Source organism: Paenibacillus sp. MER 180 (genome assembly GCF_023713665.1).
Lineage (GTDB): Bacteria > Bacillota > Bacilli > Paenibacillales > Paenibacillaceae > Paenibacillus_B > Paenibacillus_B suaedae.
Genome location: NZ_JAMAVT010000006.1, coordinates 237,974 through 252,967, shown reverse-complemented (window position 1 = coordinate 252,967; position 14,994 = coordinate 237,974). Strand labels below are relative to the sequence as shown.

General features: G+C 41.7%; 10 protein-coding genes. All 10 read right to left on the bottom strand.

From position 1 onward, the window contains the following. Nucleotides 1-570: 570 nt before the first annotated feature. The 10 genes from M3661_RS12490 to M3661_RS12445 all read right to left on the bottom strand — a co-directional run bounded on the left by M3661_RS12490 (nt 571) and on the right by M3661_RS12445 (nt 14,817). Complete coding sequence (locus tag M3661_RS12490; protein ID WP_251485397.1) at nt 571-5,727, bottom strand: InlB B-repeat-containing protein; 5,157 nt, start codon at nt 5,725-5,727, stop codon at nt 571-573. A gap of 100 nt (nt 5,728-5,827) precedes the next feature. Beyond that, nucleotides 5,828-6,778 (bottom strand): hypothetical protein, encoded by a 951-nt coding sequence (locus tag M3661_RS12485; RefSeq protein ID WP_251485379.1) that lies wholly within the window; start codon nt 6,776-6,778, stop codon nt 5,828-5,830. Nucleotides 6,779-7,035: 257 nt separating this feature from the next. Then, nucleotides 7,036-7,860, bottom strand: a complete 825-nt coding sequence (locus M3661_RS12480) for a carbohydrate ABC transporter permease (RefSeq protein ID WP_021255544.1) — start codon at nt 7,858-7,860, stop codon at nt 7,036-7,038. 29 nt (nt 7,861-7,889) lie between these two features. Further along, nucleotides 7,890-8,789 (bottom strand): carbohydrate ABC transporter permease, encoded by a 900-nt coding sequence (locus M3661_RS12475; protein WP_021255543.1) that lies wholly within the window; start codon nt 8,787-8,789, stop codon nt 7,890-7,892. Between the two features lie 176 nt (nt 8,790-8,965). Beyond that, the gene (locus M3661_RS12470) at nt 8,966-9,631 is read right to left on the bottom strand and encodes a bifunctional 2-keto-4-hydroxyglutarate aldolase/2-keto-3-deoxy-6-phosphogluconate aldolase (protein ID WP_251485376.1); all 666 of its coding nucleotides are present in this window, start codon (nt 9,629-9,631) and stop codon (nt 8,966-8,968) included. A gap of 42 nt (nt 9,632-9,673) precedes the next feature. Next, nucleotides 9,674-10,651, bottom strand: a complete 978-nt coding sequence (locus tag M3661_RS12465) for a sugar kinase (protein ID WP_251485373.1) — start codon at nt 10,649-10,651, stop codon at nt 9,674-9,676. A gap of 594 nt (nt 10,652-11,245) precedes the next feature. After that, nucleotides 11,246-11,920, bottom strand: coding sequence for a hypothetical protein (locus M3661_RS12460; RefSeq protein ID WP_251485371.1), 675 nt, complete (start codon nt 11,918-11,920; stop codon nt 11,246-11,248). 105 nt (nt 11,921-12,025) lie between these two features. After that, entirely contained in the window at nt 12,026-13,384 is a 1,359-nt protein-coding gene (locus M3661_RS12455; protein WP_251485369.1) for an amidase domain-containing protein, read from the bottom strand. A 406-nt stretch (nt 13,385-13,790) separates the two neighbouring features. After that, nucleotides 13,791-14,255 (bottom strand): hypothetical protein, encoded by a 465-nt coding sequence (locus M3661_RS12450; protein WP_251485367.1) that lies wholly within the window; start codon nt 14,253-14,255, stop codon nt 13,791-13,793. Then, a complete protein-coding gene (locus M3661_RS12445) occupies nt 14,248-14,817 on the bottom strand; it encodes an RNA polymerase sigma factor (protein WP_251485365.1) in 570 nt (189 codons plus the stop codon). The genes M3661_RS12450 and M3661_RS12445 overlap by 8 nt, the downstream gene beginning before the upstream one ends. Between the last annotated feature and the right edge of the window lie 177 nt (nt 14,818-14,994).

Genomic DNA, 14,994 nt, shown 5'->3' with positions numbered 1-14,994 from the left:
TCGTAATAATAACCGAAAAAACCTTCACCGACTTGTAGGGTATTTAAGATTGATTAAAAGCACTATTAAAGTATAATTTGCATATTTTTACCTTTGATGATAAGGTATTTACAGGTCTTTCCAATAAGGAGGTGATAATGGTGAAAAAGCTTCTTGCTGTCGCTTTAGCAACTGTTATGGTTTTATCAATATCAAGTACCGCTCTAGCATCTCCTGTTAAAGATTGCCCTTGGGGAACTCATGCACCGTGTTACGACCGAAACTAATGTTATGATTTGGCGGGAGAATTCCTCCCGTCTCTTCCTTTCTACCCTTATCGTTATGTTAATGAAGAGCATGTGACATTGTGACATCTTATCGATCAGACTCTGCACAGCCCCTTTGTATTTACCATGTGTCTCCGGATCGTCCACTTGGATTTAAGCCAGCGTAGCCAGCTTTCGAGATTACATTAATCACTTCCTATAACTCAATTCGTATTCAAACGATGCTAAATAACCAGTCGCCGATTGATTTTCGACGACTGGCTGCTTAAATTTGCAAGGTGTTTTGATCCCTGAGTAACGTCAATTAATTGCCAGTTGCCTCATCATACACAGAGGCCGTAACCGTTTTTTGATTCATCATTGCGCCTTTAGGGACTTCCAAACCCAAAAGATCTTCCTCTACAGTTAGTTCTTTATCTCCAAGCCATTTCGCATATAATACGATATCGCTTGTAACCATATCAGTAGCGAAATTCCACTCATTGGTTAATTCTGCATCTCGGTACCAGCCACCGAATTTACTTTTAGCTTTGGTTGGTGCTGTTGGCTTGGTAATTGTCCCCCCTATATCAGCGAACTTCTTCGTAACTTCACTGCCACCATTGGAATCAAAAGTTACCACATAAGGGTTGTGTACGCCGATCGAAGGCGTCCTGTCGCCAAGTGGATTACCGAAGAAGTCCGTTCTCTCTGTCATATGAGGCAGAGCGTTCGCACGATCAACATACGGGCTTATTACCTTGACACCTGAACCATAGGCTATGTTGTCGCCATCGGCAATTCGGAATCCATTCATCACGCTGTAATCAAGCTTAGCATCAACGGTTCCACTGCTGGCAATCCAATGTTCCGGTGCAATCTTATAATCTTTCAATATGGAATATAGTTCATTTTCCGTTACGTAGCGGTTGGCAGCTGTTGTTACACTTGCACCTAAATATCCGCCCCCGCCTGCGTTCATACTTCCAAAAAGATTAGCTGGATAGACAATGTTGTTCGTAAACCGTCCGGCTTTAAATGGAGCGGATGTTCCGCCGCCTTTTAGACCAACGCTTCTGTTAGCACCAGTATAAGCAAATATGTTATTTTGGAAGTAAATATGCAGGTTGGAGGCCGCTGGGTCAAACACTAACGAACTGTTATTCTTCAATGGAGAGATGATGATATTGTTATAGAATAATCCGCTTAATTCTTCGCTTGTTGAAGAACCTCCCGCAAGTAATACAAGACTGTTATAACTCTTGTTAAAATCCGGGCTACGACCGTCGTTCACGCTAATGTTATAGCGAACGATGTTGCCCTTGGCAGCATTCATCTGCAAGTACCAACCGCCATAGTTGTTCCGGCTGTAGTTATATTCATACACATTGTCCTGACAATAATTGTCGATATCCCAAGCCATACCGTCATTATTTGCATGATAAGGGTTATCTACAGCTTCATTGTAGCGGAAAATCGTGCCTTTACTTGCCATAATCCAAGCTGCGGCATAGTTCTGTGAACCAAGATATGTTGGTGTTGTATTATTTGAACCCCAGTTCGGTACCAGTTTACCGCTCTTATCGCTTAAATAGCTGTATCCACTGTCCGTAACGACATTTCGTTCTACAAGGGAATTGTTCCCGCCGGACAGAACAATGCCATCTCCAACCGAACTAGAAACCCAGTTGTTTCTAAATACAGCGTTTGATGCCCAAGGATAGCTTGAATTGCTCCAAGTGAGGCCCGTGTTGTTAGTCCCCGGGTTGTTTGGCCCATAAGCATTGTTGCGAATACCTTCATTATCGCAACGAAGGGTCTTATTGCCTTCAACCCGTACATCTACATAACCATTAATAATGATGCCGCCGGATATCTTACTCGCTCCATTCGCTTGATGCAGTCCATTTACATCATGAACATAGTTGTCTCGAATGACAATTCCTTGCATACGAGCATCAGCATAATCCTGAATGTTAAATTGACCTTGTCCCAACTTGGATATACGAGACATCACTGCAATACCGGAGCGGCCGTCACCTGCTGTAGTTCCGATGTTCGTGACTTCGATTCCACTGACTACCCAATAATTGACGTCGTACAACTCAATTGTACCGTTTAAGGAAATACCTGATGGGCTTGACGCAGTTCCTCCACCATTAATAATCGGTCGTTGGTTAGGATCGGTCGTATTATATTTAGTAAGTGTAATCGGATTTCTTTCTTCACCGTTGCCGCGCAGTCTGATTTGTTCATTCCATACGCTGTTTGCATCCAAATAGATGGTTGAGCCTGGAAGGAAAACGTTTTCATTTATTTTGGAAATTGATTTCCATGCTGTCTTCGGTGTGCGTCCATCGGCACTATCATCACCGTTATTGGAGAAATAATAATCACGGACTTCACGAGATGCAATGTTCAACTCGAAAGTAATTTCAGCAGGGTTCAGGTCGAGTCTAACGGTATATTTTCCTGGCATAATGTTGTTTCTTACAAATGCTTGTTTGTTAATCGTTAATACATTGCCGCTAACCGTATAATCCACAGCTTGTTCTAAGGTTGCATTCCCGATTTTCACGCCAGCTAGATCCGCTAAATCAGGATTCACGGTAATTTTATAATCTTCCAAACCAAGAACATAAGTGCTGTCTTCGGAGTGAGTATACACTTTAGGTAAGAGTTTTAATGTAACAGATGCTGTTGCTGTTTGGGCTGTTACTGCACTATCCATGACATATACGTCATCGATAAAATGCTTGTTCTGTATATCTCTCATCGTTCCGGCTTTATTGCCCCAGTTCGTAGCAAGTTGCAACGCATCAATCTTAAGAACATTGTTCGCTACATTAGTATTAAATGCGCTCCCATCTGCCATTTGTCTCTTTATTACTTGTCCATCAATTTTATAGGTTGTTCCCGTTGATGTAACGAACCATTGGAATTTATGCCAGCCTTTGCTGCGCTTCACGTCGACTGGATAGAACCTTCCCGTCGATCCGATTCTAACTGCGTAGTTGGTCTGGTTCGCCACCCAGTTGCCATCCGCATTCCCATAATTTATGGTGATATGTTCATTCGCGGACGGAGTAAAGCCAAATACCGCGTGATCACCGGATGATACCCCACCATCGTCGTAGTACCAGGCAGTGACGATTGTTGTCTTGCCGGCTTTAGGGGCGTAATTATAGGTTTCTGGGACAGTAGCAACCTGGCCAGCGCCACTCGTTGTCGCAGCCCTTGCTCCTGTGCGAGACATCACGTCACTTTGGACGTACCCGTTCTCACCAGTCGTAAACTTCTTATCCCCTTCAAATCCATCGTAGAACATCGTGTCCGCCTTATTGAAGTAATCAACGCTGACATTCACCGTTACGACTTCGTTCTCTGTTGGAACATAGCCTTTCTTAACTGTTACGAATCCATCAGCATCGACTTCGATCTTATCCTTGTCTTTCTCTGCTGGGGTGAAGCTAATGTTATCAGCTACGAACATATCGGCAGTATCAACGATTAGCCGCTGACGCTCTCCTGCCTGTAAAATTTCGTTCTGACGGATTAACGCAATCTTAGCTGAATATGCTGCACTCTCCCCTGATTCATCAGAATCTAAGAAACGTGTTGTTGCGCTTCCAATCGCTCTAACTTTAAACGTATCATCAAAGCTCGGGGACAGAGCTACATCAATACTAGTCGCTGCGACGGGACTTCCTTTTGCAATTCCGTTACTGAAGAGCTGAACCGAATACGCAGATGCATGAGCAACGCTTTCCCAAGTAGCATAGGAACCGTTCCATCTACCATTTGCCGGTGTAGATAAGTTCTCTATCGTTAATATTCCGTTAGCTGTAACTTCTTCACTTATGTTCTTTTCTGTATTCATGACAATAGCTGAAACGGTGTAATTACCCGCTCCCAATGCCCTCGCATATGGCAGAACATGATGTCTTTCATGATTGTTAAGCTGGTCGGGCCCCCCATTTTTAGATAAATAATAACCAACGGGTCCACCATCTTTGAACAGTGTTACAAGAGTATCCCCGTAATTGGAACTGCCTGTATAAATCCCTGTGTTCGGGTCAAGCGTCGGGTTAATTGGCGCATTTACCTGTGTATTTGTCTGAATCAACAACGGCGCAGCTTGAGATTTTACAACAGCTCCCTCTGCCGAAGTCACTAGGCAATAATAGAACTTTCCTTGCTGTGAAGCTGAGTCAACATTTGTCAGCATTAATACCGCATCTTTGGCTCCGACGACTTCCTCCCCGTTTAACCCTGTTTCGTCGTTAGATACATACCATTGGTATGATGCAGCAGCGGCTGATGTCGTAACGCTAAATGTTGCTGTCTCGCCTAGGTTAACTTTTGCCGCTACTGGTTGAGTGATAATTTCCAAATCTGACACTCCACCTGGAGGTGTTAACTTCAATGTTAATGTTCTAGTACCCGTTACTGTAGCAACGTCTTTAACAACATAAAAATCGTCAATAAGATGTTTGTTAGTAACGTAAGAAATGTTGCCTGATTGGTTATTCCACCCTCCAGCAATTTTAGGCTGAATGGTTGTACCGCTCTTCATCGCTTTGTAGATATCATACTTTGCTGAATCAGGAATTGGAATTCCGTCAATTTGCAAAGTTGCACCATTCGGTGTAATGAGCCACTCAAATTTATGCCAGCCTGTGGAGCGTTTAACCCCGCTGTCTTTCCAACGTTTCGCTGCTGGGCCGGCTGATGATGGTGCAAATGCCCAAGTATATTTTGTCGGGTTATGAATAACGTCGACCTGTGAACTTTGATAGAATGTCCCGGCGAAGGTCGCGTTTTTACCATCCAAAATCGCAAATTGGGTTCTGGCAGTCGCTGTCTTCTCCTCATCCGGATACGGGTCGTAATACCATGCCGTCATTTTAAAGTTGCTTCCGGCTGGCAGAGCCACGTCTTGGCTTACATTCTCCGTATTCGTTGAACTTGTTGCTGTAATCGCTTTCAAACCAGTTCGCGACTGAGCATCAGACAGTGTGAATGATGAACCAAGTTTGCTCGTTGCTGTCAGCGGACCATTGTTGTTCTCGAAGTCCTCCATGAATAACACATCTGAGTCATGATAATAACTCGTCGTGGCTGTGATCGTCACTGGGATGCCTGGATCACCCGGGGCCGCAAATGTATAACCATTTGCTAATGTAATGTTTCCGTTATCATCAACAGTCAGTAAATTCGAATTGCTTGAATCATAACTGAACGCATCGATAACCGGCCCTTTAATCAGATTGCTTAATGGTGCACCTTTGTAAGTAAGGTTCACTCTGCCTGCATGATCCGTCGCTTGTGTCAGTTCTAATACAACTGAGTCAAAAGATTCAACCACTCTCTCTGCAGCCGAAACGTCAGGTACAGGCACTAAACCAGTCAGACCTGAGAATGTCAATGTTGCTGCCGTAACAATCGATAAAGCTTTTTGCATCCATTTGGATCGTCTCATCTGGCAATCTCCTTTTCTATGAATTCATATTTATATAAATCTGAACCTATGAGAACCAAAATAGATTCAGATTTATATAAACGTAAGAATAGAATTTAACCTATTTCACTTCTAATTCATTGAATTGATTGCCGTTATACACAATCTTCGCCTTATCAGTTCTAGATGCAATCAACGCCCGCAAGTCAAGTTCAGCCCGCCCGTATATCATGGAATCTTTCACTTTTTCCAGTGTAAGGTTGGTTATTTCCGGCTTTGTCATTAATGTGGCGATGACATCCTCACCCATGTATTTACCGATTACCGTCTCACCTACAGAGGCGGCCGCCAATGACTCCCAAAAGTGTAGAGATTCAGTATCATCCTTGGATATATCCAATCGATTTAGTACTTTCTCTTCCATTGCTTGTCCAGTTCCTGCGAGCATGACCGTTAATTCATCAGCAGTGCGAACATATTCTGCGCTCCTTGAAGCATATTCATCTTGTAACTCAGCATCGCCCATTTTCGTTTTTTGGACCTGGGTCTCAACCAACTCCGGCCAACGGGCGCCACTTACATATTGCATGTATTGGTATAAATCTAACTCAGGTAAACCGTAGTAAGTATCCCCTATATCCTCCATCTCAGCCCGCTTCTTGTTTTCGTCCTCCATGTCGGATTTCAGCTCGTCAAAACTTTTGTATGGTGCAATATCCCGCTCGTCAGCAATAATTTGCTCCTGTTTAACTCTTAGCAATGCAGTCATCGCAGATTTTTTGGCATACTCAGATGGTGTTTCCTGATTTTTTCCGTATTGACGTGTCCAGAAACCTTCATCTACTTGCGCACCATAGGTTCTGTAGAAATAATCTACTGTTACCGCTCTCTGGTCGTTGATATAAAATAGAAATTCTTCATCTGTCACAGCGTATCCATCCACTGTAAACAACCAATTCTCAGGCAATGCAGCTTTTTTGTTAGTTAAAATTATCATGTATACAGCAAGTACAATTAGTATTATGGCTGTAAACCATATGATCACTGTTGGTTTTCGTCTTGTAAAACCCATATCAACCCACCTTTCTAATATGCAACTAGCTCAGGACAGGTAATGGTCATAGATGATAAGAATAAAACATTCGTTGAAAACGCTTTTATTAATAAATATATCTATTTTCATATGACCGACCAATTTCATATTTTGACCTTTCTCAGACGATTTTGACCGGATACTCCCCCCATAAGACAAAAGAAATGAACGCAATGGTTCATTTCTTCTAATTAACTATCTATCTAATTGTAGTGCTTCTATCCTTTTAAACATTTCTATCCCTTAACGCCTCCGAGCGCAATCCCCTCAATAACTTGCTTCTGCCCGATGATAAAGATAATGACCAGCGGCAAGATTGCTGACACAGCACCAGCCATCATCAAGGAATACGTATCTCCATATTGGTCACCGAACAATCTGATTCCAAGCTGAATGGTAAACAACTCTTTGCTTTTCAAGAAAATCAGCGGATACTGATAGTCGTTCCAGGTCCAAATAAATCTGAGGATCGCATAGGTTGCGATGGCTGGACGAATAAGCGGCAACGCGATTTGGAAGAAGCTTCGCGCATGTCCGGCCCCGTCTATTTTGGCTGATTCGATATATTCGTTGCTGACACTCATAAAGAATTGTCTAAGCATGAAAGCACCAATAACGCTAAATCCGTTCAGCAAGATAAGACCAAGATGAGAATCAAATAAATGTAAGGAACGGAAGAGCAGGAACTGCGGAACTAATGAAGCTTGAGGTGGAACCATATAAAGCGCGAGGACGAGAAGAAACATCGTATCTCTTCCTCTGAACTGGATTTTGGAAAACCCATAAGCCGCAAGTGCGCACACCGATACATTGAGCACAGTGGTTGCCACTGTTACATAAATCGAGTTTGCATAATATTTGACGAAGCTCCCTGTCCACACTTCCGCATAGTTCTCAAGTGCATTCCAGTTTCTCGGAATCCATTCAATTGGGAATGTAAAGACATCCGCCTCAGGCTTGAATGATGTCGATAACATCCATATGAAAGGAAGCAGGAATAGAAGTCCTATAGCAGCCATAATCATTGTGAAAATGATCTTTGAAACCGAAATTTTTTTCATGGATATTGTTCCTCCGTTCTAGATCTCTTCTAGTAGTTAACCCATTTCTTCTGGGCAATCCATTGTCCGGCTGTTATGAATAAACAAATGAGGAACAATATGAGCGCCATCGAAGAGGCATAGCCTGTTTTCAACTGATTGAATGCAGTGTCATACAAATCGTAAACGATTACATTTGTTGAATTCGCAGGTCCGCCTTGCGTTAATACTTGAATAAGATCGAACACCTTGAAGGAACCGATGATTCCTGTTACTAGCAAGAAGAAGGTCGTTGGTGAAACATTTGGCACTGTGATTTGACGAAATTTCACCCATGTTCCTGCGCCATCGATATCCGCCGCTTCATACAGATCCTTCGGAATGGACTGCAGCGCAGCAATGTAAATAATAATGTTATAGCCAAGCATAATCCAAACTTGAATCATCATGAGGGAAGGCAATGCATAATCGATATCTGCCAACCACTTAGGTGGATTCTCAATGCCAAATGACATTAGCAGCTGATTTACCGGACCTAATGATGGATGGAAAAGAACCTGCCATACCATTGCGACGGCAACGACACTGGAGATATAAGGCAAAAAATAAACAACCTTAAATCCATCTTTGAAATATACATGTTTGTCAATGAGAATCGACAGCAACAGCGATAAGATCAAGGTTATCGGAACCGTTATGATAAAGACCAAGTTGTTCAATAAGCTTTGTATAAACACATCGTCTTGGAACAAACGAATAAAATTATCAAAGCCGACGAATTTAATAGCACCATATCCCGCTACGAAATTCCACTCCGTAAAGCTCAGCAATAGAGAACACACAACAGGAATAAGTGTTAGGACCATTAATCCGATCATTAAGGGGGCTACAAACATATAGCCAGCTAGTGTCTCTCTAGCGCTAATTCCTAGTGATTTCTTACCTTTCATTTCTTATTCCTCCTCTGAGAAAATACGTCTTGTTCTATAGTGTCATTGTAATAAGAACGAAAGTCGCAAATAAGAACTAAAAACGTTCATTTTGAAACGAATTTTACTTTTGTCAGCTCATGCATTTGATAAAAAACAAGCGTTCTCTGAGTCTATCAAGAGAACGCTTCATATAATTATTTTATTTGCGCGTGTTTAAATGCCTTCACATACTGATCAGCCTTGGCACGAACGAGTGTATAATCGCTTGTTTCAATGGCTTCCTTCGTAAGATCCGAACCAACTCCTACCGCAAATGCACCTGCTCTGATCCAGTCGCCCAAGTTCTCTACATTCACTCCGCCGGTCGGCATTACATTCGCGTGAGGCAATGGGCCTTTGATATCCTTGATCATCCCAGGTCGGAATTGACTTCCTGGGAACAGCTTTACAACATCCACTCCTAAATCTAGAGCGCTTTGGATATCGTGAATGGTCATAACGCCCGGGATGATTGGAACGCGATAACGATTGCACAGCATAATCGTATCTGGATTCAACGTAGGGCTCACTACAAATTCAGCGCCGCTTAGCATTGCTTGGCGTGCCGTTTCAGGATCGAGCACCGTACCGACGCCAATTATCGCATTCTGAGATGAATCAGGATGATTCCATGAATAACGGTTGGCAAGCTCTTCGATCGCCTTAAGCGCATGCGGAACCGTCATCGTAATCTCAATCACCTTAATGCCGCCAGCAATGGCTTCCTCGGATAGTCGAACCACCTGCTGCCAATCTTCTCCCCGTAATACCGCTACAACCCCTTCTTCATGAATCCGTTTAATGATGCTCATTTTCTTCAATTTGCTTCCCTGCCTTTCATTTATGTACTAAATTCATTAGACTTAACGTTCAACATGCGCTTTTCTATTAAGCCTCGCTTCTACCTGTTCCCTTGTCGGGAGACCTTGCCAATCGCCTTCCGTCTGGATCACCACAGATCCAAGCAGGTTTCCGATGCGAACAGATTCCTCAAGGGATTTATTTCTTAGTAAACCGCTTAGGAAGCCGGCACAGAAGGCATCGCCAGCACCGACGGTGTCTACTACGTGATCAGCAGCAAAATAAGGAATTCTAGCTTCCTTTCCGCCCTGTAATAAAACGTTTTCATGATCTCCGCCCTTGACGACGCATACGTTGCCAAGCTCATGCAGCTTCGCGAACAAAGCACTTTCGTCGTCAATACCATAGAGAAGCTTCAATTCATCAAGCCCTGGCAGGAAATAGTCTGCTTCCGACGCTAGAGGCAGAATGAATTGCCGAGCCTTCTCCACGCTCCAGAGCTTCAGGCGTAGATTTGGATCAAAGCTGACTTTAACGCCATGCTTGCGTGCAAGACGCACAGCCTCAATAACTGCTTGACATGCCGTATCGCTTATTGCCATCGTAATGCCGGTTACATGCAAAATGCGAGCACCTGCTATGTACGCCTCATCCAGCATATCAGGCGACATTAGACTCGCAGCCGAATTTCGCCGAAAATAATAAACGGAGGATTGTCCGGCTATTAGTTCACGCATCATGAGACCCGTTGAAGCAGCAGCTGTGCTCTTCACGCGTGAGACATCAATGCCTTCGCCCCGCAATGCTTTGATCATCATCGTCGCCAGCGGATCTTCGCCTAGTTGAGAGAACCATCCGACACGAATGCCAAGCCTAGCCAAACCGATGGCTACGTTGGTTTCGGCCCCACCGAAGGTGCATTCCAACGTATGGCTGTATTCGATTCCTTTATTTCCCGTCGGCAGCATGAGTGCCATCGATTCCCCAAAGGTAACTACCTCAGGGCTTGCTTGCATATGGGACATACTTTGATCCTTCATCGACTTCCCTCCCCTTAGCTAATGAAAAGACTGTCATGGGTAATCCATAACAGTCCCCATTTTATGGGTTAATTCTATTGAATCGTTCATTCTAATCCAAAGCTCATAAATATGATTGTCTTAACTATACACAGTCGAAATTTGCGGTACAGGACATATATTCGTGCATTCTCAAACGAATTTGACATGTTTACAAAAAAAACGATCCAAATGCTTGGATCGAAATGTGTAAGCTATTTCTATATTTGCTCCATGAAACGAAAAAAAGCTTTTTATAGTTACCCTTGTGGGAACATAAAAAGCTTTACTCTCCAATCGCTCAATGAGTACATGACCCAATACAATTCTGATCGCCACCAATGGAAATGGAAATTAAAGAAGCTGACTCCACTTGCAATAAGCGTAAGTGTATCCATTCTACATAGGACATGTAGAATGGGGTATTCTGCTCTGGCAGAATGGCAACTAAGGGAGAATGCCTGTCCAGTTGACTACTCCACACTTGGACTATGTTAATGGATTGAATGGATTCGTTGTGCTTAAGCATAGAGCGTATGGTACAGGATGGAATACTGCGAGGTGATGAGACGCTAATTAGCGGTTAATTTCCAGTTTCTTTACCCATTCATTATTGTTCCAAATATCGGGGTTATCAATGGTCTGATTCTCTCCACGCACCATAGAATCATAACTATCCTTTCCACTAGAAAACCAATCCGAAATTACTAACCTTCCATTCAAGTTCTGTACAAGAAATTCAGTCGGTTCTGCAAAGCTGCCTACATCCTTTTTCACGCGCGTGTCTAGTTTGAAGTAGAAATAAGGGTTATCTTCACCAACAAGCTCCACTTTTCTAGCACCAACATCGATATCTGTCACCAAATTATCGGTTAGTTTGTTCTTACGGAATAATTCATGCTGGGAAGTAACTTTCTTTTGCATATATTGTTTCAGGCTTTTATTATCAAAGAAAGCATCCAAGTTGATATCTGTGCCGTTCCAAATCGCCTTGTAATATGCAGACAGAGCACCCTCACACATTTCATAAGCGGTTTTATAATCCCAAACAGACAGACCATTTTTATCTTCAGCTAAAAATTCGAGAGAACTCTTCAAAGTATTCTCTTTCGTGATGGTTGAATTTTCTGTGTTTTTGGCTACCTTCACGTTGACTTCCATAGGAGTATTTTTTTCGTCGGTATTCCCAGCAGCATTATTACACGCGCTTAGAGCGAATATAAGCACTAATAACAGGCAAACACGTTTCATTCTTTTCCCTCCCGTAAAAAATAATGATTATGGAGCAGCCATTAGGATTGATGCACACCACTTCTATAAGAAGAGTTTGAAGTGATGTGCATCCTTCTTCAAATTTTACTTATAATAGCCAGACAATTTGATAACTCTTTTGCTATCACCTGGATAGACTTCTTCTGCCTTCTGGTTATTATTATATGAACCTTTTCCACTACGACCGGTTACCAATGCTCCTAAAACTAAAGCCGTATTAGTCTCGTAGTATTCCGTGATTATAGTTGAATGCCTCCAATTGTTATATGAACCACTCAGATAGAATTGCAGGATATCTCCAATAGCATATGGGTAACCTGAATTAGGATTATATTTGAATGTTGAGTAAGTAGTTGCGGATCCAGCCGGTCCTTTTGTAGTATTGTTCACCAGAAAATCATGTAAGTTAGGGACACCTGACCAGGATGAAGAACGATTGCTCAGACTTCTGTAGTACCAACCCTTAGAGGAAATACCTGATCCATTTGTGTCATAGGGAATTGCGCCGCCAGCAAGCAAAGCATGAGATACAAAGTTAGTACAATCCCAATTTCCGGATATCTGAGAAAAATCGTAATAAGATACATTAGATCCGCCACTTGAAGGTGAATCTTTAGCCTTGTTGTTTTTTGCATAGTTGGCTATGGCTGTCTTATTTAACGAAGCAAGGGTAGCCAATGGTGTTATCACTTGATTGCTTGCCTCCACCCCGTCTGTACTAGTCATTTCTACTGGAAGTTCTCGATTAACCGAGAAATAATCAGTAATTTTTTGCTCAAGTTCCGTTTGTTTTTCGGCAATATTGGAGCTTTCTAAAATAGAGTTCATTGTAAGGTTACTTGAATGATCCAATGATCCTCTGAGAAATTCATCATAATAGTCATCTGGCATATACCAATCGGACATCGTTAATCCCGTATCAGTATAGGTAAATACCACATTCGATACCTCGCCAAACCCAGACTGTACCTCCATTCCGACATAATTAAATGAAGCTTCTGTACTGATTGTTAGGAGAATACCTTCTTTGGTCACTGCTGAAGATAGCAAGTTGAATGTTAAGACATAATTTTCTTTTTGTGCATTTGCAGCTTCTACGACAAAGTGTTTTGTATTCATTTTCTTTTCTACATATTCAGAGAGGTTATGAGCAAGCAATTTGGTATCATCAGTGAATGTTCCTTTAACTGATTGCTCTGTGCCAAGATCAATACGTTCATAATAATTTTTCAAAATATCTTTTGCCATAGAAAAACAAGATTCAACCGCTGACAAATCTAAGACATTCGATGAAGACTTATCGTTCAAATCATTAAGCTTATCAGATAATAGCAAAGTATCTTCAACAGGGCTCAAAGGCGAGTTGCTCTCAGCTAGAACAGTAGAACTACCCAAACTACTGACAAGTGCTGCAATGAGTGCAACAGTTAATAGCTTTTTCAATGATACGTCATTCCTTTCCTTTAATTTGTACCACATTAGTTCGCGGACAATCTGCTCTCAGTCGTAGCTATCAGGTAATGATAAACAAAAACAATGAATAACTTGCCTAGCATCGACTCCTCACTTTTAATATTAGTAAGTAGTCTAATCTAAGAGTATAAAATCGCTTGTATGTAACTCCTTACCTTAAAAAAGACGCTCCTACGCTTATATGTGCAACACAATTATTCAGATTTTATTTCAACAAAACTGTTGGTACCTATGATTGATCGGACGGGAAAAGTTTGTATTTTGTTGCATAAATTAGTAAAATATTTTCTGCGACAATCGAATGTCGCGATAGTGAGTTCAAAGCGAGGGTACCGGGACGAGAAAGGAGGTGAAACTGCGGAACATCTGGATTTTATCAAAAGGACACTACAATGAATTGAACAGCATCAACCAGCCCATCTGCTTCTGGCAGGTTTATGCCGCCGTCCTTTGAGAGTAAGAAGGAATCCGAAGTGGAATGACTGGGTTGTGGTCGCGTAACAAGTAAATTCAGAAATAGAACTCTAACAGCTTTCACTGACACAATGGATAAAAGAATGGAAATTAAACATATAGATAATCCCAGTGCAGCCTTTAATACCGAAACAATATTAAAAAAACTGAAGATTCTACAAAGAAAAATCCCCCGCTTTATTCGTTTCTCAAAATCCCTACTAACTGATTTAGATGGTTGAAAAAACGGATCCTCTTTCAATACTCGATTTTCAGCTTCAAGTTGTTCTCCATCTACGGCAGCAAAATTCGACAAAGCCATTTTGAGCAGTAATTCATCATACTCATCCTTTAGAGCTTGATGACTCCCTGAAATTTTTTTAGTCACTCCCCCTCACCTCTTTTTTCAGGAGATTCAATGCTCTACGCCTGGCTCGAGTTAAATACTGTCTAACGTTATTCACAGGGATACCCAATTTCCGGGAAATTTCACTATCTTTCAAATCCATATTGTACTTGTAATAGAGCAAAGTTATATCGCGATCCGTCAGCTTAGACAGCTTACTAAACATCTCCTGTCTGTCTTCTCTCCTGAATATCAATTCTTCTACGCTCAGTTGGGAGTCGGGAAGACGGTTAATCATATCTTCGGTTTGTGCTGTACTGACCAATAATTTCTGCCGCTCCTTTGCTCTAATATAATCGACACCCATGTTTCTAATGGAATAAATGATGTAAGAAGTCCTTTTGCAATATTCCATGGTTCGTAAAAGGGGAGTTTTGGGTATCAGTTTTAGGAAAACGTCTTGAATTAAATCATCTACTACATTGTAATCATTGGTTACTTCGTAAGCTTTCTTCCTCATAAGAGGGTAATACTGGTAAAATAAATCAATTAAAAAATCCTGATCTTTTTCTTCCTCAATGACTGAAAAAAGAATTAATAGCATCTCTCAAACCGCCATTCTGAAATAGGTTCATTACTTTCTATATTAGTCCATTTGGAACTATATGTAAATAAAGTTCATTAATATGTAGAGTTACTTCATTACAAAATTTTTAAGCTTTAGATCCATAGCTACATTAACGATTCATTAAACGAAAAAAAGCTTTTTATAGTTACCCTT

Coding starts and splice junctions, on each gene's coding strand:
- M3661_RS12490 (WP_251485397.1), bottom strand. CDS start 5,727: ATGAGACGATCCAAATGGATGCAAAAAGCTTTATCGATTGTTACGGCA.
- M3661_RS12485 (WP_251485379.1), bottom strand. CDS start 6,778: ATGGGTTTTACAAGACGAAAACCAACAGTGATCATATGGTTTACAGCC.
- M3661_RS12480 (WP_021255544.1), bottom strand. CDS start 7,860: ATGAAAAAAATTTCGGTTTCAAAGATCATTTTCACAATGATTATGGCT.
- M3661_RS12475 (WP_021255543.1), bottom strand. CDS start 8,789: ATGAAAGGTAAGAAATCACTAGGAATTAGCGCTAGAGAGACACTAGCT.
- M3661_RS12465 (WP_251485373.1), bottom strand. CDS start 10,651: ATGAAGGATCAAAGTATGTCCCATATGCAAGCAAGCCCTGAGGTAGTT.
- M3661_RS12460 (WP_251485371.1), bottom strand. CDS start 11,920: ATGAAACGTGTTTGCCTGTTATTAGTGCTTATATTCGCTCTAAGCGCG.
- M3661_RS12445 (WP_251485365.1), bottom strand. CDS start 14,817: ATGCTATTAATTCTTTTTTCAGTCATTGAGGAAGAAAAAGATCAGGAT.